The following is a 23,691-nucleotide window of genomic DNA, read 5'->3' as shown; positions in this document are numbered from 1 at the left end:
AGCTAAAATATTCGTAAGTTTATATCATTATAAAATTGGAATGCTAAATAGAAATTTAATCATATTGCTTACTGTCTTTTTTCTTCATTTTGAAGCAAAAGCACAAGACATTTCTATATTTCAACAGTTTAATGGTCATTATGATTATTTAGCAATAGGTAATACATTAAATGAAGCAGAAAACAACATTTCTGGAAGTTTTTGCGAAACGCTACCTTCCTCTCAAGCAAATCTTAATCTAGATAATTCTTCTACTATAATAGCAGCCTATTTATATTGGGCTGGTTCTGGGTTAGGAGACACAGAGGTGTCTTTTAATGGCACTCAAATTATTGCTACAGCAACTTACAACACCATTTATTCTGATTTTAGCTTTGGCGATTTAAATTACTTCTCTTGTTATGCAGATGTAACAAATCAAATTATAGCAGAAGGCAATACAATATACACACTTTCGGACTTAGACATCTCTCAAACTTTAGCAAATAACCCTGGTTATTGCGGCAATCGAACAAATTTCGCAGGCTGGAGTTTATATGTCATTTTCGAAAATAGTGCATTGCCATTAAATCAAGTAAACCTATTTCAAGGTTTAGAAATCATAAATAGAAACGTCACCGAAAAAACTATTTTACTTGAGAATGTAAATGTACTTGATAACGACAATGCAAAAATTGGTTTCTTGACTTGGGAAGGAGATAATGCCCTAAACTTTGGAGAAAGCCTATCTATAAACGGAAATATCATCTCAAATCCGCCATTAAATTTAGCAGACAATGCTTTTAACGGCACAAACTCTTTTACTAATTCTACAACATTTTATAATGCAGATTTAGATGTATACAGCATAGAAAATAATATTGCAATTGGTGACACTCAAGTAGAAATAAAACTAACAACAGGTGCTATAAACCCAAATACTGGCGGATTTAGTGCAGATTTAATAATAATTAACAACATTATCACTGTTTTAAATAGTCAGTTACCAGATGCTACAGTTACAATAGACACTGTAGATGTAAGTTGTGCCACAAGAGAAATCACAATTAATTATACAGTTTACAATACTAATAGTACAGATCCATTGCCTGCAAATACACCAATTGCTATTTATGCGGAAGGACAATTATTAGCACAAACTCAAACGGAAAATAGCATACCAATTAATGGTAGTGAAAATGGAGTCATTTCCATCAACATTCCAATATCTATTCCAGATAATTTTTTACTAAATATTATTATAGATGATGATGGCAACGGAAACAGTACAGTTATTGAAATTATAGAAACAAACAATACAGACGAAACAGTAATTAATTTATTCCCAGAACCAACAATTACCAATTTATCAAATTTAGAATTATGCGATATAGGCTTTAACACAGCAATCTTCAATTTATATGATGCATTGTTAGAAATCGATGAAACTAATTATATAAGCTTCAGTTTTTTTGAGTCGCTTCAAAACTTGCAACAGAATACAAGTAGTATTTTAAATCCAGAAAATTACCAATCGCTAACTACTCCACAAATTATATATATAAATGCAGAAAAAAATAATTGTTACGACATCTTCACATTTCAACTAAACACAGAAAATTGTCCACCATATATTCCAGAAGGCTTCTCGCCAAACAATGATGGATATAATGATTTTTTCAATATTCAAGGCCTCTATACAATCTTCGAAGAGCATGAATTATTAATCTACAGCAGATATGGGAACCTTATTTTTAAAGGCAGCGACGATTTAAAATGGTATGGCATTTCTAACCAAGGCTTAAACAAAGGAAAATTAGTACCTACTGGAACTTATTTTTACTTATTAAGACCAAACGACCCTAATTATCGTAATTATACTGGTTGGGTTTACTTAAATCGCTAAAATAATGACGTATTTTGTCGATTAAATTTGCTTTTAAACTAATTATCGTTATTTTTATACCTTTAAACCGTTATTTAATCAGCCCTGGTTAACTATGAAGGTTCTAAATATCCCAAAAAATGAAAAACTACCTACCTACATTATTCCTTTTGGCCTTTACTCTGCAAGTAGCTTATGCACAGCAAATAACAATCGACGACACCCAAACTCCTGATCAGTTAATTAACTCCTTAATTGAAGGCTGTGTAGAAGTTTCTAACATATCAAGCTCCATAAATGGAAGTGTTAACGGTTTTACTAGTTATGGTTTTTTTCAGAGAGGAAACTCTAATTTCCCTTTCGAAAATGGAATAGTCTTATCTTCTGGAAACGTAAACTCCGCAGGAAATACGCTAAACACGAATGCACTTAACGAAGGTGATACTGCATGGCAAACAGATCCAGATTTAGAAACTGCCTTAGGAATTAACAATACTTTAAACGCTACTTCTATAGAATTCAATTTTACATCTGCAACAAGTAGCATCAATTTTAATTACATATTAGCATCCGAAGAATATTTTGCCGATTACCCATGTAACTATTCAGATGGTTTTGCTTTTTTAATAAAAGAAGCTGGCACAACCCAACCATACCAAAACTTAGCTGTTATTTCTGGAACAACAACTCCTGTAAACACAAGTACTATTCACGAAGAAATTGTTGGATTTTGTGATGCAGAAAACGAAAGTTTTTTTGAGGGTTATAATATTGGAGACACCAATTTTAATGGAAGAACCACAGTAATGTCTGCATCTGCAAGCATCTCTCCAAATGTAGAATATAATATTAAATTAATAATTGCAGATCAAACCGACAGAAACTTCGACTCCGCAGTATTTATAGAAGCCAACAGTTTTACTAATAGTGTAGATTTAGGCACAGATCTTTCAACATGTGATGCTTCGACTACCTTAACTGCAGAAACTAATAATCCACAAGCAAGTTATGAATGGTTTTTAAATCAAAATATTATTAATGGAGAAACTACCAGTACTTTAACTGCAACAAGCTCGGGAGCTTACTCTGTATTAATTACAGTGCCATTAAATGGAACCAATTGCACTTTTGAAGATGAAATAAATATTGTTTTAAATTCTATACAAACTTTTCCTCAGTTAGGCAACTTCTCTCAATGTGACGATGCAAGTAACGATGGTATTGAGAATTTTGATTTAACAACATTAAACACTCAAATTGAGTCTAGTATACCTGATTCAAATTACACGATAACCTATCATATTTCAAATCAAAACGCAACGGACGTAATAAACGGCTTTAACACTATAGATAACACTACAAACCCACAAACTATTCATATTCGCTCTTTAGATATTAATTCCGGTTGTGTTTATATTTCTACAGTAGTATTAATTGTAAACCCAATGCCTACAATAACAGCACCTTCTAATATAGAAATTTGTAGTAATGGAAGTAGCGAAGCAATGTTAACAGATAGTGATTCTGAAATTACAAATAACAACGCAAATTATAGTGTTACCTATCACTATTCACAAGTAGATGCAGATAGTGGCACAAATGCAATCCCATCTCCTTACACACCAACTAATACAACAGAACAATTATTTATTAGAGTTATAGATGTTACAACTGGTTGTGCAATTTTCACAAATATAACTGTTGAAGTTTTAGAAAGCCCAGATGTTGACAATACACCTCAACAAATAAATGCCTGTGAGCTAGATGACGATGGTTTAGAAATATTCGATTTAACAAGTGTTATTGTTAATGTTTTACAAGGCGTAACAAATGTAACTGTTAGCTATCATATTACACAGCAAGATGCAGACAACGATGTAAATCCTATTGCAAATCCTACACAGTTTCAAAATACAACTCCAGATTTTCAAATTGTTTTTATTAGAATTGAGAACGATAACAATTCATGCTACGAAATAGTCCCTATAGAACTACATGCTAACATCTTAGAAACAGGTACTAATATTAGAAACTTTGGAGCCTGTGATGAAGCTCCAGACGATGGTCAAGCCACTTTCGATTTAACAGCTATTACAGATGTTATTGCAAATGATTTACAAGATATTATAATTACATATTACGAAACCGAAGTAGATTTAAACAACAACACAAACCCTATTGACGATACAATACTTTATACAGTGCAAAACAGTTTTCAACAACTATATCTTTTAATTGAAGATCCAGACTGTACAAATACTACCGAAATACAATTAAATGTTAACGACTCTGTAACGATACTAAACGATGCTCCTGTAACATATTGCGATACAAACGATGATAGTTTAACATCTATTGAACTTGCTACTTTCAATTCTATTGTTAATATTGGCATTGATAGTCCAATGGTTTCTTATTTTGAAACTGAAATAGATGCAGAAGCTAGCACAAACATATTACCTCCTTTTTACAATAACACTGTAAACCCACTTACTCTATTTGTAAGAGTTGCAGATGGTGTAACTGGATGTTACGATGTAAAACCTTTACAAATAGAGGTACTACCTGCTCCTTCTGTTAATCCAGCATCTGACTTTATTATTTGCGACAACAATCAATACGGTTTTTCTATAATAGATTTAACCACTAGAAATACTCAAATTAATACGGATGCAACAACGGTTATTTCATATTACTTAACTCAAGCAGATGCAAATAATTCTAGTAACGAAATTATAGATAGTGCAAATTACAATGCTGAAACTTCTACAGTTTTTGCTAAAGTTGAAAATAATACAACCGGTTGTTACGACTTAGTGCCTATTAATATTCTTGTAAACACATTACCAAATTTTCCAGTAATTTCTAATTTTAGAAATTGTGAAACCGATGGCAACCAAGTTTCAGATTTTATTCTTATAGATAAAGATGCCGAAATTTTAAATGGGCAAACAGGAAAAGAAGTTTCTTATTTTGAAGATTCAGCTTTAACTATTAGCATAGATAAAAATAGCATATACAATAACACATCGCAATTACAAATCATTTATGTACTTGTAGAAAACATAACAGACACTAATTGTTTTGGTGTTTCCTCTTTTCTTTTAGAAGTAGGATCAGAGCCAATTTACAATGCACCAGGAGATGTAAATGTGTGCGATGATAATTCTAATGATGGCATTGAAACCTTCAGTTTAAACAATAAAACCCAAGAAATTATAGCAAATAGTACAGATACTTTAACGGTTACTTACTACGTAACTTTAGACGATGCGCAAAACGAAACAAATGCAATTGTTGGAGATTCGTTTACAAATACCGTAAACCCTCAACAACTTTTTGCGAGTATAGATAATGGCACTTTTTGTAAAGGCATTGCAACTTACGAGTATAATGTTATACAAGTGCCTATTATTGGGACTGCTCCAAACTTAACAGATTGTGACACAGATATGGATGGTAGTGTTATATTCGATTTAACGCAAGTTGAAGTTGATGTTCTTGCAATAAGACAAGATAATACGATAGTAAATTTTTATTCAAATGAAACCGATTTATTAGCTAATACAAACCAAATTACAAATCCTGAAAATTATACTAATATTTCGAATCCGCAAACGGTTTATATAGAAGTTTACAATACAATTTCTAACTGTGGAGCTTCGGTTCCTTTTCAGTTAATAGTAAATTTATCTCCAGAGATTGAACCAATTACAGAATATCCTATTTGCGAAACAACAGGTGCTATTTTTGATTTAACCGAAACTACCGAAGCACTAATTGGGACACAACAAAATGTGATACTTACCTTCCACTCTAATTTTACAGATGCGCAAACACCTCAAAACACATTAGATACTAATTATAATTACACCTCTAGCAACGACATTATTTTTGTTAGAGCAGAGTTTGCTGCTACTGGTTGCTTTAGCACAAGCTCTTTTTCTTTAATAGTGAATTCCTTACCTGCTTTAAACCTTCAAGACTTAGAAGCTTGTGATGATGATTTTGATGGCTTCTTGATTTTCGATTTAGCACAACAAACACCTATTATTCTTGGTAGTCAAAACTCAAATAATTTCATCATTAATTATTTTGAAACAGAAAACGATGCTTTAAATAACACTAATGCAATTTCAGATTTAAACTATAATGCAGAAAACGAGCAAGTACTTTATGTCTCTTTAGAGAATACAACTACTAATTGTTTTTCAACAGGAAGCTTTAATGTTTACATAAACAGAAAACCAGAAGTAGATATTACAGACCAAGTGGTTTGTATAGATAATTTACCGTTGGTAGTTACTGCAGAAACTAATATACCTTCAGATGGTTATTTATGGTCTACAGGAGACACAACAGCAATTATAGATATTACAACCATTGGAAACTATTGGGTAACAGTAACAACTGCTTTTGGCTGCACAACAACCTCAAGCTTTAGTGTTACAGCTTCACAACAAGCTTTAGTAGATTTCGAGGTTTCGCCTGATTTTCAAGATCCACATACTATAATTGTGGAAACTTCAGGAATAGGAAACTACGTCTATCAGTTAAACAATAACGATCCACAAGCCTCTAACATATTTAATAATGTACCAATTGGTGTACATTATATTACAGTAATAGATCTTAATGGTTGCGAGCCAACGCCTCCTAAAAAAGTGTTTGTAATCGATGCACCACAATTTGTAACTCCAAATGGTGATGGCTATTTTGACACTTGGCATATTACTGGTGTTAGCCAATTAAAAGGCACTGTTGTTACTGTTTTTGATCGCTACGGAAAACTTTTAAAAGTTCTAAAACATAACGATTATGGCTGGAATGGGCGTTACAATGGCCATTTAATGCCAGCAAACGATTATTGGTTTGTTGCAGATGTTGTTAATGGCAACGAGAAATTTCAAGTTACAGGGCATTTTGCTTTACGATATTAATAGCCTCACTTAATAACACCTTTAACATTATTTCCTCTTTAAATATTTAAAGACTTCTTTATCTTTGTATGCTGTTATTATGATAAAGAGAATCCTTATATTATTTACCTTGCTTACCGTAATGTCTGTAAACGCACAGAACATCTCAGTAGATAGTCAAACCTATACTCCACAACAACTTATTGAAGACATTTTAATAGATAGCGATTGTATTTCTAGTATAAATAATATCTCTGTGGTTGGTGGAGACTTTGGAGGAACAGACCAGAGCTATGGTTATTTTGATGCTACTGGCACAACGTTTCCTTTTCAAAGTGGTGTAGTTTTAAGCACAGGAAGACTAAGTAATGTTCCAGGGCCTAATGCTAATTTGAGTGATGACGATGCTACAAATTGGACTGGAGATATCGATTTAGAAACGGCATTACAAGAATCTAACACTACAAATGCTACTATTATAGAATTCGATTTTATTACGCTGGCAGATCAAATTAGTTTTCGTTATCTTTTTGCTTCAGAAGAATATCAAGAAGGAGATTCAAACACATGCCAATATTCAGATTTATTTGGCTTTTTAATAAAACCAGCAAGTGCTCAAGTTTCAGATTATGAAAATATAGCATTAGTTCCTGGTACACAAACACCTGTAAAAGTAACAACAGTTCACTCTGGAATTCCTGGTGCTTGCAATCCTATTAATGAAACTTATTTTGAAGGATGGAATCCTGAATCTGCAACATCAACTTCTTCAATAAATTTTAATGGTCAAACGACTATATTAACTGCAACAGCAACTACTATCCCTAATGTTACTTACCATGTGAAACTGGTAATTGCAGACGAGCAAAATTACCGTTTCGATTCTGCTGTTTTTCTAGAAGCTGGAAGTTTTGAGTTAAATACAGATTTAGGTCCAGACAGACTATTAGCAACCAATAACCCTGTTTGTGGCACAGAAACGATTACTCTAGATGCTACACAAACTGGAATACCAACTTACACTTGGTTTCAAGATGGTGTCCAGCAAACTACAGAAACATCAAATACACTTGATGTTGTAGGAACTGGAACTTATAATGTGGAAGTAACCTTGGATAATGGTTGTATTTCTTATGGAGAAATTACTCTAGAATATGCTCCACTTCCAAATATTTCTAATACAACACTTTTTGAATGTGATGCCAATCAAGATGGTTTTACGACTTATAACCTATATGATGCCTCAGATAGTGTTACAAATAATGATACAGATTTAGGTGTTTTAGATTTCTACACATCTTCTGCAGATGCCAATTTGGAAACTAATCCCATTACAAATCCAAATAATTTTAATAACACTTCGGTTACACAGCCTGTTTATGCTTTAGTGGTTAGCCAAACATCTGGTTGTAAAGCTATAGCTGAAGTGATTTTAGATATCTCAACAAATACGCTAACCTTACAAGATGTTAATGCTTGCGATGATGAAATAGTAGATGGTTTTTCAACCTTTAATTTGAATGACGTTAGAACTACTTTACAATTTCAAGTTCCGGCAAATGCAACGATAACATTTTACACCTCTAGTGCTGATGCTTTTACTGAAACAAATAGCATAAACGGAAACTTCAGCAATACAATTCAAGATTCTCAAACCATTTTTGTAAAAGTAGTTACAGATACAAACCAGTGTTATGCCATTTCAGAATTAACACTTAATATTCTATTTACTCCACAATTACCGGAAGACGAATCGTTTTTATATTGCTTAAATAGTTTTCCAAACACCATAAATTTAGTTGGTGGTGTTACAAACGATATTGCTAACAATCACTACTACCAATGGTTATTTAATGGAACAGACACAGGAATTACAACTCCTTTTTTTGAAGCTAACCAAATTGGAGTCTACACAGTAATAGTTACAGACCCTAACGGTTGCTCTAACACTAGAGATTTAACCCTAGTACCTTCTAACGAACCAACAATAGATAATTTAGAATTTACCGAACTTACAACAAATAACACTGCAACAATTACAGTTTCTGGTGAAGGTGATTACGAATTTGCTATTGATAACGAAAATGGTTTTTATCAAAACGAAAACACATTTTCGAACCTAGAACCTGGTTTTCATACTATCTATGTTCGCGATAAAAATGACTGTGGCAATACGTTTATAGAATTTTCGCTTTTAGGTTTTTTACAATATTTTACACCAAATGGAGATAACGTGCACGAAACTTGGGGTATTATCGATAATAAAAACAAAATTAAAAGGACTTCTATTTTTAATCGTTATGGTAAACTACTAACACAATTAAAAGCGACAAAACGTTGGGATGGTACTTTTAAAGGCCGATTGATGCCAACTTCAGATTATTGGTATGTTATCGAATTAAAAGATGGTACGGTTTTAAAAGGTCATTTTAGTTTGGTGAGATAGTTTGGTATTGTATTTTAGTGTTGAACTTCCTTATGTAAGGAGTTGGCATTCATTTAAACCCGAACCTTGAACGAACTTCATAAAATAGAACCAAAATATTCAAAAACTGAATTAACTAAATTCAAAGATAAAAATCAGTTTATGGATGCTTATGTTGAATTATTAAAGCAAACTATTACTTTATTATTCCTAATAGTTGGAGACAGATATTGCGAAGGAAAAGAAGGAGTTCCAAGAAAAATTAATCGGAATGAAGCCATAATTGGTGGAAACCTAACTCGGTTAATAAAATTAAACACTTCATTTCTTGAAAATATTTGCAATGGTAAATTAGAAATATGTTGCATTATTAATAGATGTATTGCTGAAACGGCTATTAACACACAATTCATGATAGTTGAAGGAGAAGAAAATGTATTGAAGAATTACATTAAATATTCACTCATAACCGAAAAGCAATTGTGGAATACCATTAAAGAAAATGTAAAGGATAGAAATGATGAAAAATTACATATTGAAGAAAGAATGCAAAAATCAATTGAAAGGAGTTTCGACTCTTCGGATTTTGATTTAGAAAACGTAAACAGAAGTTCAAAATGGAAGTCAATTTCAAAAAGAGCAGAAAGTGTTGCAGGACACCAGTTTTATAATATTTTTTATGGTATCGGAAGTCATTCAATTCACGGAAATTGGCAAGATATATTATCAAATAATTTAACAAGAGAAAATGACGAATTTAAAGTAAACCTTGAATGGAATAGACCAAGACCACAGATAATGGATGGAGCAATTGGAATGAATTTATTATTGACAAAATCTTTCGTTGAAAAAGAGAATTTAAAAGAGTCAAAATCTTATCTGGAAAAACAGAGCTTTTAATTAATTATCAATCTGACTTGCTGAATGAGCACGAAAAGTATCTGAAAAAATATAAAAACACTCTGAACTACAAATAAATATAGATAAAGTAATATATTTTCTATTGTTCATTCCATTCCTATGGATTATAATATTTGACCAAGAAAAACTAAAATATCGAACTGTTTTTTTAAGTATTTATTAATCTCAATCGGAATTTTAATTATCGGAATCCTTTATCAAAAATACTCTGATACAGAAGATAAATCCCTTGTTTACTTTGGCTCACAAATGACATTAATATTTTTGATTTTATTTAAAATAATTCGAATTCCATATTATTTGATTTTTAAACGTGAACCAGAAATTAATCAATATCCTGAAAAATTGATTGATATTATACCAACTCTAATAGTTGTTATGGGAACATTGATTTTACCTTTTCTGATTGACAGTATTATCATTCAAAAAATAATGGAATGAAAAAATACGTTTCACAACAACGTATAAAATAATGAGTAGTTTAGTGCTTAATCAAAGGTTAGTGCAATTTTGTTACGTCTGATTTTCCTTCGAAAAATCCTCGCAGTCAAACACGCAACTTTCCGTATACATAAACGATATAAGTAATTTAAATGATGAACCACGAATCCTTTTCTAAAATTTAAAACGATCCATTTCCCGAACGAATTAAAGATAAAACTCTATGGTTAAGTATCGCCTCACCAGCATCAACTTTCCACCTAATTTCAATAGTATCGCCTGCGGTTACAGTAACCATCTCCTGAAGAGATACTGTTGAGATTTGTACATTATGGGTTCTACTCGAATTTAGCACTTCTGCACCATTTTTATAAATACTATACGTAGTAGTACTGGTGCTACTTATTGTTCCAGCAGGATATTCTTCCCCAATATGTGTACCAGTCATAGTTAAAGTTCCTAATGCAGTACCCACATCTCCCGTGGTTGTAGAAGTTGCAGTGTCTGAGACTGCTCCCGAAGAACTCCACATAGCAAATGAAGCAAGAACTCCCAAATTAACGGGCGCAATACCTGTTGGAACTGTGATAACAACGTTCGCTCCAAGTGTTACTGCTCCTAACTTTGTGAGTAGCCTTCCTTCAAGGTTCGAATCAGCTCCTAATGAAACAGCTCCAGCACCTGTTCCTCCACCAAGCATAGTTCCTTTCATCATAGTATTAGCAGCTGTTGACATAGCGGCATTAGATACCCAGAATATATTTTCGGCTTTTGCATTTCCAATCAAGTTTACCGTTGTGCCGACACCAGTAGTAAATGCACCAGGACCCCTAATAATAAAGACTGAATTTGGGTCTCCACCACCATCTAATGTAAGGATTCCAGCAATAGAGGGAGCACCAGCTACGTCATAGACACCTGGCAGCAAAGTTTCACCGCTACCAAATGCTAAAGCATGAGGTACACCGCCAGGGTATGCCATTAATTCATTATATAAATTTGATGCATCAGTAACACCTTGTTCGGAGCTAAATGTTTTACTGCTAACTAATTGAGCATTAAAGAAAGTTAAGTATGTACCAGAAGCAGGTGATAATGTCATCCCTGTTATTAATAAATCAGTAGTGGATGTGGTGCTAATAATGCTGTTCTCAGTTATAGATTGAATCATAGGTACCTCTTCTCTTTTCATTCCTATCCAGTTGGGAGTCGTGGGAGTTCCAATATTTAATTGACCATCATCTAAAGTGTAATTGTAAATCATTAAACCTATTGCAGGAAGTACAATAGCATCTCTTTGCACCGTAGATAATCGCGGTATTAAAATTCCTTGAGTGGTAGAAGAAATATCCAAAGCAGAAGAAAGATCAGGTGTTGTTGTTCCTATACCAACTTGGCCATAAGCAATGCCCGAAAGAAATAAAATAAGCGGCAGCAATAAACGAATTAAAATAAATTTCATATTTTTTTTTAAATAAATATTTTTAATGAGAAAGAAAAGCCTTATATTATGCAAATATAAGCCATATTTATTTATAACCAGGCTAAACGCATTCTTGCCCCACTCATTTAATGTGCTAAAAATCAAGTATTTATGATTTTTTTTAGTGATAAATTTTATATACACGTCTGATTACCAGGTGAATATGAATAAAAATAAATTACTCGATTTTTAAAAAAGTATTAAAGATTTTTGACTAAATCGAAAAAAACTAGATCCTGTAGGAATTATCGTTTTTATAACAATGTTGGCTGTAACTTGTAATGCTCAAGATTGGGAATAAATAGAAGGTTTTAGCAATGCAAGAATCGATTTTTTTTTCTAAGTATTTAGATTTAAAAAACGGGATTCCATCACACGATGCTTTTAATCGTTTTTTCTCGCTTTATAACCCAAAGTCTTTTTAATTAATTTTCGCAGAATGGATGTCAGGTCTTATTGATATTAAGGATAAACATATTGCTATTGATGGTAAAACATGTAGAGAAAGTCGTAATAAATCAGGCTTTAATAATACAGAAGATTAATTTAGAAATGCTCTAAAATTAAGGTGTTGAATTAGAGACCTGTAACATTTTCCCATTATAATATTTATTCCCATTTAAAGAAAAATCTGCTATATATTTCGCTATTTCTAATGCCGTTGTTGGTGCTTGATAACCAGGGAAGGCCTCTTCTAGCATTTCGGTCTGTACAGCTCCTAAGGCAAGCACATTAAAGCTTGGTCCAGTTTCTTTATATTCTTCGGCTAAGAGCTCTGTTAAAGTTACTACAGCACCTTTACTAGAACTGTAAGCAGATAAACCTGGGAACTTAACGCTACCTTGCACGCCACCCATAGAACTTATGGTAATAACGTGGCTTTCTTTTTTCATGAAAGGCAAAACACAACGTGTCATCTCTGCAACTCCAAAAACGTTAGTTTTATAAACATACTCGAAATCTTCCATCGTAGTTTCTGCAAATGGTTTATTTAATAAAGCACCTGCATTATTAATAAGTATATCTACATGTTTCCACTCTTTAGAAACATACGCTTCTACTTTTTTGTAGTCTTCTTTTTTACCTAGATCGAAAGCAAAAGACTCTATATTATCGAAATGCAAATTACTAACTGGTTGTGCGTTTCTTGATAATGCTAACACATTATGACCTTGATTGGCTAATAAATGTACCAACTCAAAACCAATACCTCTACTTGTTCCTGTAATAATTATATTCTTACTCATTCATTTTAATATCTTGTGTTGGAGCATTAGCCATTTGCTCTAAAACTGGCGCTAATTTGTTTATTAATCTTGCCATAAAGTTGTAATCTAACTTATCGACCTCATCGTCTACGTGATGATAAAAATCGAAGTTTGTTAAATCGCAAGATGATACTGTATGACTTGGCACTTTAAATTCTTGATAAAAAGCATAATTATCTGAGCGCTTAAATAATCCATATTTTTTTGCTACATCTGAAGCCCCAATAAGTTTTTCACCCGCATAATCATTCATTTTTTGGGCTAGATTAGATAGTTCGTAACCAGTAATAAAGGCTTCGTAATCTCTACCTACAAATGGTACACCAATCATTTCAATATTAATCATTGTATATAGATTGATATCACTTTCTTTTAATCTTTCAGCTAAATGCTTAGAACCTAATAAACCTTTTTCTTCAGCAGTAAAGGTTGCAAAAATGATACTTCTTTTATTGGTTTTCTTTTCAGAAAAATACTTTGCAAAAGATAATACACCACTTGTTCCTGCAGCATTATCGTTTGCTCCATTTGCAATCGTGTCTCCATTAACATCTTTTGCAGTACCAATATGATCGTAATGTGCGCCAATAATAATAAACTCGTCTTTAAGTTTTGGATCTGTTCCTTCTAGATAACCAATAACATTGTATGCATCTAGTTCTCCAAATTTAAAATTATCTCTATACGTTTCTAAATACGGTTTTAAACCATAAGCCTTAAACTTGGTTTCTATATAATTTGCAGCTTCGTTTATACCTTCGCTTCCAGTGTCTCTTCCGTCTAACTCATCGGAAGCCAAAAACGAAACAATACTTTTTAATTCTTCTGGACTAACAAAATCTATAGTTTTGGCTACTGGTTTTGTTATAACAGTCTCTTGAGTTGTTTCAGTATTTGTTTCTGCTCTTTTTTTTGTAGAATCGCAACTTATAAACAAGGTTAAAAGGCTAAGGATTGAAAGTATTTTCATTTGATATTTTTTATTTGAGTTTAAAGATAAAAAAAACCTGAATCAAATTCTTGATTCAGGCTTTTTAATATGTACATAAAAAAAGGTTGAGACCTATTTCATTTTTTTATTTGCTTTTTTTGCTAAACGCTGTACTTTTTTATTTAAATCTTTCATTAATTTCTCTACAGCACTTTCGCACATTGGTTGTATTTTACTTGTATTCATTACAGGGATACCTCCTACCATTACAGCTTTCTTTTTAGAACCTGCAATCTCGTTAAATTGAAAAATACTGTTATTGTCTTTTGTAAATAGATCCATACTATATCTAGCTTGAACACTAACATAGCCCATACTTCCAATTCCTGTTTTAACAAATCCAAATGATAAATTAATAAACATAATAGCATCTACTCCTAAAGCTTCTGCTACTGGTTTTAAATCTTTAACATTTTTCCTATAGGTAGGAATTACATTATAACCTTCTATAGCTGTAGTTGTTTCTACATTTGTTAAAAATGTTTTTCCTTCTTGATAAGTTGGTACAAATTCCTTATAGACGTCGTTAGATAACACTTCTTTTTCATCAATAATTTCGAAATCGAAGTTCTTAGAGTATTCACTAAAAAAAGCATTGTGTAATTTTTTTAGTGGCTCTGTTAAATTAAAATCAGGATCATCACTTAGATTTGTGTTTTTAGCAATTAAATCTGCTGATGCACTTAGTGCTGACAAATCAATTGTTTTATCTGCATAAAAAGTAATTACTGCAACTTTCTTTTTTTGAGCATTACCAATTAACATTGATAATGTAAGAAACGTCATTAGTACTACAGCTTTAATGTTCTTCATTTTAATTTGATTTTTTTATAATAGATTAATAAACAATTTTTATAAAACTAGCTTAGACTAGCATTGTAACAGGGCTTTCAATATATCCTTTTAATGTTTGTAAAAATTTTGCTCCAGTTGCTCCATCGACCGTTCTATGATCGCAAGCTAAACATAATTTCATAGTGTTACCAACTACAATTTGTCCGTTTTTAACTACTGGTTTTTCAACAATATTACCAACAGATAAAATTGCTGAATTAGGTTGATTAATAATCGACGTAAAACTATCGATACCGAACATTCCTAAATTAGAAATAGTAAATGTACTACCTTCCATTTCGTCTAAAGCTAATTTTTTACTTCTTGCTTTACCAGCATATTCTCTAACAGCTGCACCAATTTGAGGTAAACTTTGCTCGTTTGCAAATTTAACTACAGGTACTAACAATCCATCTGGCACTGCTACTGCAACACCAATATGTACGTGATTGTTTAATTGCATTCTATCGTCGAACCACTGAGAGTTAACTTGTGGATGCTCTTTTAATGCTAAAGCACATGCTTTAACAATAATATCGTTATAAGAAATTTTTATATCTGGAATCGAGTTGTATTGCTCTCTAAATGCTATTGCATTTTCCATATCAAACTCAACATTTAAATAATAATGTGGTGCCGAAAATTTAGACTTCGCTAAGTTTTTAGCAATTGCTTTACGCATGTTTGAGTTTGGTATTTCGTCGAAATCTTCTTGACCAATTGCTACAAATTTAGCTGTTGAAGCAGATGCTGATGCAGATGGTGTAAAGTTTTCGATATCACGCTTAACAATACGTCCATTTTCTCCAGAACCTTTAACTTGACTAAGTTGTATACCTTTCTCTTCTGCCATTTTTTTAGCTAAAGGAGAAATAAAGACTCTACCAGAATCTGAATTTGATGTTGAAACAGGTGCTTTAGCTTGTTGCTTAGGCGCTGCTTTCTTTACTTCTTCTTTTGGAGCCTCTTGCTTTGGTGCTTCTTCTTTTTTAGCTGATGAACCTTCGGCTGCAAAGTTTTTAACAATAGATGAAACATCTGTACCTGCAGGACCAATAATAGCTAATAAAGAATCTACTTTTGCTGAAGCTCCTTCTTCTAAACCTATAAACAATAACGTTCCAGATTGAAAAGATTCGAATTCCATTGTGGCTTTATCTGTTTCAATTTCGGCTAAAATATCGCCTTCTTCTACAGTATCACCTATTTTTTTTAACCATGTTGCCACAGTTCCTTCTTCCATTGTATCACTTAAACGTGGCATAGTTACTACTATTACACCTTCTGGTAATGCTTCTTCTTGTTTAGGTTCTTCGCTTACGCTCTTAGTAGTTTCTTCTGTTTTTTCTTCAGAAGTATTCCCGTTTATTAAACCCGAAATATCCTCATTTGCATCACCGATAATAGCTAAAAGCGTATCAACTTTTGCTGTTTCACCTTCTTGGATACCAATATATAATAAGACTCCTTCGTTAAAAGACTCAAATTCCATAGTAGCCTTATCTGTTTCAATTTCAGCTAAAATATCGCCTTCCTCTATTTTATCGCCTACTTTTTTAAGCCAACTTGCTACAGTTCCTTCTTCCATTGTGTCGCTTAAACGCGGCATGTTTATTACTTCAGCCATAGCTTATTTTATTTTATGCTCTATAAATGGATAATCTTCTTGCTCGTATACTGCATCATACATTAAGCTTTTTTCTGGATATGGAGATTCGTCTGCGAACTTCTCACATTCAGCTACAGAAACCTTAACGCGTTTATCAATTGCTTTTAAATCGTCTTCGGTAGCATATTTTTCTTTAAGAATAATATCTTTAACCTGCTTGATAGGATCAATTTTCTTATATTCCTCTACCTCAGCTTTTGTTCTATAATGTTGTGCATCAGACATAGAGTGACCTCTATATCTGTATGTTTTTACTTCTAAAAAAGTTGGTCCTCCACCTGTTCTTGCACGAGTAATTGCTTCATCAAAAGCTTCGGCAACTTTAATAGGGTTCATTCCATCTACAGGTCCACAAGGCATTTCGTATCCACGGCCTAGTTTCCAAATATCTGTATGGTTTGCAGTACGATCCACACTTGTTCCCATGGCATAACCGTTGTTTTCGCAAACGAATACTACAGGTAAATTCCAAAGCATTGCCATATTAAATGTTTCGTGAAGCGAACCTTGTCTAGCTGCACCATCACCAAAACAGCAAATAGTCACTGCATCTATATTGTGGTATTTATCTCCAAAAGCCATTCCTGCTCCTAGTGGAATTTGACCTCCAACAATACCATGTCCTCCATAAAAACGATGTTCTTTAGAAAAAATATGCATAGAACCACCTAAACCTTGAGACGTTCCTGTTGCTTTACCAAACAATTCTGCCATTACACGTTTAGGATCTACTCCCATACCTATAGGTTGCACGTGATTACGATATGCAGTAATCATTTTATCTTTGGTTAGATCCATTGCATGTAAAGCGCCTGCTAATACTGCTTCTTGACCATTATATAAGTGAAGGAATCCTCTAACTTTTTGTTGGATATAAACTGCAGCAAGTTTGTCTTCAAACTTCCTCCAGAAATACATGTCTTCATACCATTTAAGGTAAACTTCTTTAGTTATTTTCTGCATTTTTGGTGTTTCATTTCGGTAAATTAAAAAAGATACCAATATAAAATTGGTATTAGTTCAACTAATAAATTTTAATAATTTGAAAAACAAATTTCTTAAAATTAGTTTCACTAACAAAAGTAACACTTTGAATTGGTATTCCAAAAGTGAAAATTAACTTATTATTTACGAAAACGTTATAGATTTGAAGAATCGAATCCAAAAGGTAACAAATTGGCTAATGAATTAGATTTCATAACCTTTCCAATCTCTCCCATAAAATAAATTTCTATGAATTGATCTTGCTTGGTTTCATATTCAGCAATAGACTGCCTACAGGCTCCACAAGGTGGAATTGGCGAATCTGTTTTTTGATTTTGAGAAGCTGCTGTAATAGCCATTTTTATAATTTTTGCTTTTGGATATTTTGCTCCTGCATAAAAAATAGCTGTTCGCTCTGCACATAATCCTGAAGGATAAGAAGCGTTTTCTTGATTACTACCTGAAATTATTTCACCATTATCGAGTAATATAGCAGTACCAACATGAAACTTAGAATAAGGTGCATAAGCATTATTTCTAGCTTCAATTGCATTTTGCATTAGACTTTGGATGTCTTTTGGTGTTTCTTCTAAAGTATCGAAAACATATAGTTTAGATTCAATCTTGACTTCTTTCATAGGCTCAATTTAATAAACACAAACTAATTTAGGCAAAAAAACTATTGCTTTTAAGCAATAGTTTTTTGTTTTTGAAATATTATATATTTTAATACTCTGTATACTCTCCTTCTCCAAGATTAAACGTTAAAGAAAAACGTAATGTACTTTCTAGTGGACTTTGCACTTTTGATGCAGAGAATAGGTATGATAAATCTATATTAAGAACATTGTATTTAAAACCTGCTCCTAAAGCAAAGAACTTACGCGCTCCTTTTGTTTCGTGCTCATTAAAATAACCTGCTCTAAAAGCAAAGGAGTCTTGATATAAATATTCTAAACCTACTGCGTAAGTAAATTCTTGTAATTCTTCTTTCCCTCCTCCTGGCGCATCACCAAAAGATTGAAAAACACCTGACATGAAATCTACATTATTATCTTGACCTTCGATAATATAGTCTGGTTCTTCAGCAACAAATTCATCCTCTCCGGATTGATATCCTTCGTTATCACCACTTTCTATATATTCTGTTCTTTTTCCACGAACTGGAGGTGTTGGGACAAGCAACTTCGCAAATTCTACTGTTGCTCCTAATTTATTGTATTGATCGAAGATAAAGTCGAAACCACCTCCTAAACGCAATGTTGTTGGTTGGAAATTTTCTTGCCCTCCTTCGTCATATTTGAATTTAGGTCCTAAGTTTTGAAGCGCAAAACCTCCTCTCCAACGACCATTAAAATCGTTATAAGCTTCTTCTTCACTTTGATAATAACCTGTAATATCTACACCAAAAGTACTTCCAGCTGTAACATCATTATCGCCAAAATTTAATTTTAAATCTGATCTTAAGTAACGCATGGCTACTGCCATACCAAATTGGTCGCTTAACCTTAAGCTATAAGACAAGTCTACTGTTAACTCATTTGGAGACTGTAAAAGCGGTGTTGAATTCTCGTCTTCAACAAACTCAATATCTCCTAACGAAAAATATTTAAAACTTGCTGCAAAGGCACTTTGGTCGTTTAACCTATTAAAGTAGGTAACGTTTCCTAAAAAAATATCGTTAACTAGTTTACTTAAGTATGGTGTATAACTTACTGCAACACCAGATTTTGCTGTAGAAAAAACGTACTTAGCAGGATTCCATTGTTGTGAAAATGCATCTGGTGATGTTGCAACTCCCATATCTCCCATCGCTGCTGCTCGAGCATCTGGAGCTATTAAAAGAAATGGTACTCCAGTTGTTATTACTCTAGTATCTTGATAAGGTTCTATTTGAAATGAACTTTGTGCGTTACTATTAAAAGCAAAAACAAACACGATTATTATTAAAATATTCTTTTTCATAAATCAATTTTATTAGGCAAATATAAATTTTTATTATAGGATTACAAGTTTTTCAATTTTTTCTACTGTTTTATTAGTAGCACTAGAGTGTACTTTTAGCTTATAAACATAAGTCCCTTTCCCTATTTTATCTCCAAAATCGTCTCTACCATCCCATACAATATCTCGAGATGTTGAGCTTGTGGATTTTGTACCAACTCCAGTTGTTTGTCCATTTAATGTTCTAACTATTTTACCAGATACGGTAAATATTTGCACAGAAACATCTAAGACTTCAGAACTGTTATGGCTAAACCAAAACTCGGTATAGTTTACAAATGGATTTGGATAGTTTAGTACGTTTTCTATTACTAAGCTTTGTTTTTCGTCGAAAACCCTAAACTGTAACTCTGCAGTTGATGAATTATTGTACACATCCCAAGCTTTAACTGTTAAAGTATGTAATCCAGGTTCTAATTCTCTAAAAGGATAGCTTAAACCTCCTCTTGTATAATCGTCTAACTCGGTTACATAGTAATTATTAAGCACATATGGGTTTACTTCATCTCCATCTAAAAGAGCAACTATATCATGACCAATACCACTAGCTGTATTAATTCCGTTTTCGTCTTGCAGTTTCACTAACAACGTTGGTGATTCGTTTGTTATTCCACCGGAAACGAAATTTTCGTCGTTCATATACAAATTTATGTTTGGGCCAAGATTATCTTCGGCTGCATTTTCATTTATACCTCCAATTTGAAGTATATTTATATCACCACCAGATTGATCACTTACTGGATTCTCTGTGGATGCATAGAAATTAATTTTACCAAAACCAACAGGAATTCCAATATCTCTAGGTACAATAAAATCGAATTCGAATTCTCCATTTGTAACAGTAGATTGACCTCTAAAAATAACTTCACCTAAGGTTTCGTATTCTAATTTAATGAGTTCGCCTCCATCATAAGTATTATCGTTTGCTAATGTTTCTCTTTGTATTGGTTTATCGTAAATAGTTGTTTCTACTTTACCATTATAATTAGTTAGTACATTACCTGCAACATCTGTAACTTCTCCAGATAATTTTGTATAGCTTAAAGCCTCAAGAACTTCTGTATTACCAGCAACTGGCATATCGTTTATTTTGGTTAATTTAACGTTTGGTTTTGGAAATGCTAATTTTAATGCTGGATCTCCAATATAAAACACTAAATATTTTTGACCAATTCCAGCAATACTGTTACTGTTTTTTGTAAGTCTAAGCGCTTCTGCCATTGATGGATATTCATGATCTGCATAACTATCAGAATCATTATACGAAAACAGATACTCTTCTAATTTAATATTAAATTCAACTCCAACAGATACAAAAATTTGACGTGTTGTTGATATTAAAGAAATTGCGCCTCCATTTTTATTCCAGTACACTAATTCACCTGCAGTAACGCGAAATGGGTTATCGAATCTCGTATATTCACAAGTTACAGTTACAAAACAAGCTAACTTGCAATCGTTCCTAAGCGCTTGAACATCTGGCTTTTGAAACAACCTTTCGAATGCCCAACCATCTTCTCCTCCATGCCCGAAATAATTAACAACTAATGCTCCATTTTCTATAGCATTGGCAATTGCTGTAGCAACTCCTGGATAACGATCTCCTCCAGCAGAAGCTTGTTGTTGGTATGAATCTGCATGAATTTTAATTGCATTTAAGAACGGTTTAGCAGCTGTAATTTCATCTGAAATTTCATCTGTTGTTTCTTGAAGAATACTTTCATAAACCGCATCTACATCATCTGAAATTGCTATAAAATTATTTCTCCAACTACCAAAAGCCTCATTAGAATAATACACAGCTACCTTATCTACCATTTCCTTTGCTCGTTCTGGAGAATCTGCTAATATTCTACCTACCGCTATGTCTAATCTATCAGCAGCAACCATAGTACCTTCATTTGGATCCATCATACCATAAAAATCATCAGAAACATATGAATCTGTTAACAAATAACTATTATAGGCATGCCAAGAAGGTGTATTGTAAGTGTTTGATGATATCCTACTTTTATAATCGAATGAGCTATCACCAAAAAGGCATAAATATTTTAGTCTTTTATCTGGTGAACTTGCATTATCATATACATATTTCACCAAATTTCGAATAGCAGCTATATCTCTATTTCCAGTACTAAATTCATTGTAAATAGATTCTAATGTAACTACTTTAACGTTTAAATTATTTTGATCTCTATTTATTTGTGCTAAGCGATTTGCCTGACCTAGATGAGATCTAGGTGTAACCATAACATAGTCTATATCTTGAAAATCGCCTTGACTATTTTCAAATATAGTACCTTTAATATTTTGATTTACTACTGAAGAGGTCCCTAGTTTAATTGGTTCGTATAAGTCTAAAGTTGTAACTGCTATATACTTTTTTAAGCTCCCTAAGTTTGCATTAAAATTTAAAGTAGTTTCCGTATTTAGCTTATTAGTAATATTGTTTGCATCTGTTATTTCCCATATTTCTGACACATTTGATGCATTAGTTAATGTATACATTCCAACACCTGATGCCTGAGCGGAAGCTCGATTAAAAAACTGAAATTGATTTCCATTAAATTCTAAAGACCTTGTGGCTTCTATTGAAATATAATCAACATACCCAACAGCACTTGGCACTCCTAACTTATCGTAATCAACTTTTACATTAATGTTATCCGAAGTTACAGATACATTATTAGCATAATATGCACCTACACCATAAACATCTCCACTAATACCAAGAGTTGTAATTGTTGCAACCTCGTCACTATTTACACTAACAGTCCAATTAGCATCACTACCTGAAGTAGATGCTCCATTAAAAACAAATTTAACAGGTTCTGTAGTTATAAGGTTAGGAAAATTAAAATCGAAAGTTTTTGTAGTTTCAATATCCAATTCATCTCCAAACCATCTTCTACCTACAAAAGCAAGATTAAACTCATCTACTTCATGAAATTGGTAATCTTGAAAAGTTGAAATGGTAGTTGTTACATTACCAGAAGGCTCCATCATGTTTTGAATTCTTTTACCACTACCAAACCCAATATTTATATAATAATATGTAATATCTTGATATGCATTAATATTAGTACCAATTAAAGGATCGTCCACAATACCCTCAGGTCCAACTCCATAAAACATAACGTAATCACCATCATTAAAGACACCATCTTCTTCTCCAACAACTTTTATAGCATTCTCTACAGGATCAATAGGATAACTATCATTATTTAAATAAGGAATCATTTTTCCTCCATTACCATAAACACTTATACCTCTTGGATCTATTGAATTGGTATTAATACCTAAACTATTAAGGAAATTTTTAGATAATTTAAACACTCCTGTTTTATTAATTCCAAATTTATACCAAGTACCGGAACTTAATATAGAGTTTGAAATAGGCGGACTATTACTTGTTCTAAAAGACGAACTAGAGTTTTCATAATTAACTGTAAAAGAAGTTACCTTTTTATATGAATTACTTCCTGTCTTTACAATTGCCGAAACTGTTAAAAAAGCATATTTATCTTCACGAGCTTGAGTATTTTCCAAGCTGTATTCAATTGATGAAGGAATCGTTTTTAAATCTAAATCTTTTAAATCTAATTTAGAAATAGTAACGTATTTAACATTTGTTAAAGTTACACTACTCTGCTTAATATTAGAATTAGTTTCCCATTGAGCTACAAAATTAACACCATTACTAAAACTAAAGTTATAGTGTTCTTTAGGCGAAAAATCAGGCACTGTTATGCTAGAACCTCCTGTACTTAAGGCTTTAGCTGTATTCCAGGTGATGTTAAATTTCTTTTGTTGCGAATAGGCTAGAGTACATAGTAGTACTGAAATACCAAATAATATCTTTTTCATTGCTTTAAATAACGCGATTAT

General features: G+C 32.6%; 13 protein-coding genes. 4 read left to right on the top strand and 9 right to left on the bottom strand.

The features are described from left to right. Positions 1 to 40: 40 nt before the first annotated feature. From CW733_RS00155 to CW733_RS00140, 4 genes are all read left to right on the top strand, one after another. Positions 41 to 1,885, top strand: a complete 1,845-nt coding sequence (locus tag CW733_RS00155; RefSeq protein ID WP_100994577.1) for a gliding motility-associated C-terminal domain-containing protein — start codon at positions 41 to 43, stop codon at positions 1,883 to 1,885. A gap of 119 nt (positions 1,886 to 2,004) precedes the next feature. Then, positions 2,005 to 6,804 (top strand): T9SS type B sorting domain-containing protein, encoded by a 4,800-nt coding sequence (locus tag CW733_RS00150; protein ID WP_100994575.1) that lies wholly within the window; start codon positions 2,005 to 2,007, stop codon positions 6,802 to 6,804. A gap of 121 nt (positions 6,805 to 6,925) precedes the next feature. After that, positions 6,926 to 9,229: a T9SS type B sorting domain-containing protein gene (locus CW733_RS00145; protein WP_232730377.1), complete on the top strand. Its 2,304-nt coding sequence runs from the start codon at positions 6,926 to 6,928 to the stop codon at positions 9,227 to 9,229. Between the two features lie 66 nt (positions 9,230 to 9,295). Continuing rightward, a complete protein-coding gene (locus CW733_RS00140) occupies positions 9,296 to 10,108 on the top strand; it encodes a DUF5677 domain-containing protein (protein ID WP_100994572.1) in 813 nt (270 codons plus the stop codon). A 643-nt stretch (positions 10,109 to 10,751) separates the two neighbouring features. Here CW733_RS00140 and CW733_RS00130 read toward each other — a convergent pair. The 9 genes from CW733_RS00130 to porU all read right to left on the bottom strand — a co-directional run bounded on the left by CW733_RS00130 (position 10,752) and on the right by porU (position 23,670). Beyond that, complete coding sequence (locus CW733_RS00130) at positions 10,752 to 11,741, bottom strand: ice-binding family protein (protein ID WP_255411500.1); 990 nt, start codon at positions 11,739 to 11,741, stop codon at positions 10,752 to 10,754. An 875-nt stretch (positions 11,742 to 12,616) separates the two neighbouring features. Beyond that, complete coding sequence (locus tag CW733_RS00125; protein ID WP_100994566.1) at positions 12,617 to 13,300, bottom strand: SDR family oxidoreductase; 684 nt, start codon at positions 13,298 to 13,300, stop codon at positions 12,617 to 12,619. Continuing rightward, the gene (locus CW733_RS00120; protein ID WP_100994564.1) at positions 13,293 to 14,291 is read right to left on the bottom strand and encodes a M28 family peptidase; all 999 of its coding nucleotides are present in this window, start codon (positions 14,289 to 14,291) and stop codon (positions 13,293 to 13,295) included. The genes CW733_RS00125 and CW733_RS00120 overlap by 8 nt, the downstream gene beginning before the upstream one ends. 93 nt (positions 14,292 to 14,384) lie before the next feature. Beyond that, on the bottom strand, positions 14,385 to 15,125 hold the full coding sequence (locus CW733_RS00115) for a hypothetical protein (RefSeq protein WP_100994562.1): 741 nt from the start codon (positions 15,123 to 15,125) through the stop codon (positions 14,385 to 14,387). Between the two features lie 52 nt (positions 15,126 to 15,177). Then, positions 15,178 to 16,773, bottom strand: coding sequence for a pyruvate dehydrogenase complex dihydrolipoamide acetyltransferase (locus CW733_RS00110; protein WP_100994560.1), 1,596 nt, complete (start codon positions 16,771 to 16,773; stop codon positions 15,178 to 15,180). Positions 16,774 to 16,776: 3 nt separating this feature from the next. Continuing rightward, positions 16,777 to 17,778, bottom strand: coding sequence for a pyruvate dehydrogenase (acetyl-transferring) E1 component subunit alpha (pdhA, locus tag CW733_RS00105; RefSeq protein ID WP_100994558.1), 1,002 nt, complete (start codon positions 17,776 to 17,778; stop codon positions 16,777 to 16,779). Positions 17,779 to 17,954: 176 nt separating this feature from the next. After that, on the bottom strand, positions 17,955 to 18,437 hold the full coding sequence (gene cdd, locus CW733_RS00100; RefSeq protein ID WP_100994557.1) for a cytidine deaminase: 483 nt from the start codon (positions 18,435 to 18,437) through the stop codon (positions 17,955 to 17,957). Between the two features lie 88 nt (positions 18,438 to 18,525). Further along, positions 18,526 to 19,764 (bottom strand): type IX secretion system outer membrane channel protein PorV, encoded by a 1,239-nt coding sequence (gene porV / locus CW733_RS00095; protein ID WP_100994555.1) that lies wholly within the window; start codon positions 19,762 to 19,764, stop codon positions 18,526 to 18,528. A gap of 33 nt (positions 19,765 to 19,797) precedes the next feature. Further along, complete coding sequence (porU, locus tag CW733_RS00090) at positions 19,798 to 23,670, bottom strand: type IX secretion system sortase PorU (protein WP_100994553.1); 3,873 nt, start codon at positions 23,668 to 23,670, stop codon at positions 19,798 to 19,800. Between the last annotated feature and the right edge of the window lie 21 nt (positions 23,671 to 23,691).

It is taken from the genome of Lacinutrix sp. Bg11-31 (genome assembly GCF_002831665.1).
Classification (GTDB): domain Bacteria; phylum Bacteroidota; class Bacteroidia; order Flavobacteriales; family Flavobacteriaceae; genus Lacinutrix.
The sequence above is the reverse complement of the archived record's forward strand: the minus strand, read 5'-3'. Positions and strand labels throughout refer to the sequence as shown.

Coding starts and splice junctions, on each gene's coding strand:
- CW733_RS00110 (WP_100994560.1), bottom strand. CDS start 16,773: ATGGCTGAAGTAATAAACATGCCGCGTTTAAGCGACACAATGGAAGAA.
- CW733_RS00130 (WP_255411500.1), bottom strand. CDS start 11,741: ATGATTCAATCTATAACTGAGAACAGCATTATTAGCACCACATCCACT.
- CW733_RS00125 (WP_100994566.1), bottom strand. CDS start 13,300: ATGAGTAAGAATATAATTATTACAGGAACAAGTAGAGGTATTGGTTTT.
- porV (WP_100994555.1), bottom strand. CDS start 19,764: ATGAAAAAGAATATTTTAATAATAATCGTGTTTGTTTTTGCTTTTAAT.
- CW733_RS00155 (WP_100994577.1), top strand. CDS start 41: ATGCTAAATAGAAATTTAATCATATTGCTTACTGTCTTTTTTCTTCAT.
- CW733_RS00120 (WP_100994564.1), bottom strand. CDS start 14,291: ATGAAAATACTTTCAATCCTTAGCCTTTTAACCTTGTTTATAAGTTGC.
- CW733_RS00150 (WP_100994575.1), top strand. CDS start 2,005: ATGAAAAACTACCTACCTACATTATTCCTTTTGGCCTTTACTCTGCAA.
- CW733_RS00145 (WP_232730377.1), top strand. CDS start 6,926: ATGTCTGTAAACGCACAGAACATCTCAGTAGATAGTCAAACCTATACT.
- pdhA (WP_100994558.1), bottom strand. CDS start 17,778: ATGCAGAAAATAACTAAAGAAGTTTACCTTAAATGGTATGAAGACATG.
- CW733_RS00115 (WP_100994562.1), bottom strand. CDS start 15,125: ATGAAGAACATTAAAGCTGTAGTACTAATGACGTTTCTTACATTATCA.
- cdd (WP_100994557.1), bottom strand. CDS start 18,437: ATGAAAGAAGTCAAGATTGAATCTAAACTATATGTTTTCGATACTTTA.
- porU (WP_100994553.1), bottom strand. CDS start 23,670: ATGAAAAAGATATTATTTGGTATTTCAGTACTACTATGTACTCTAGCC.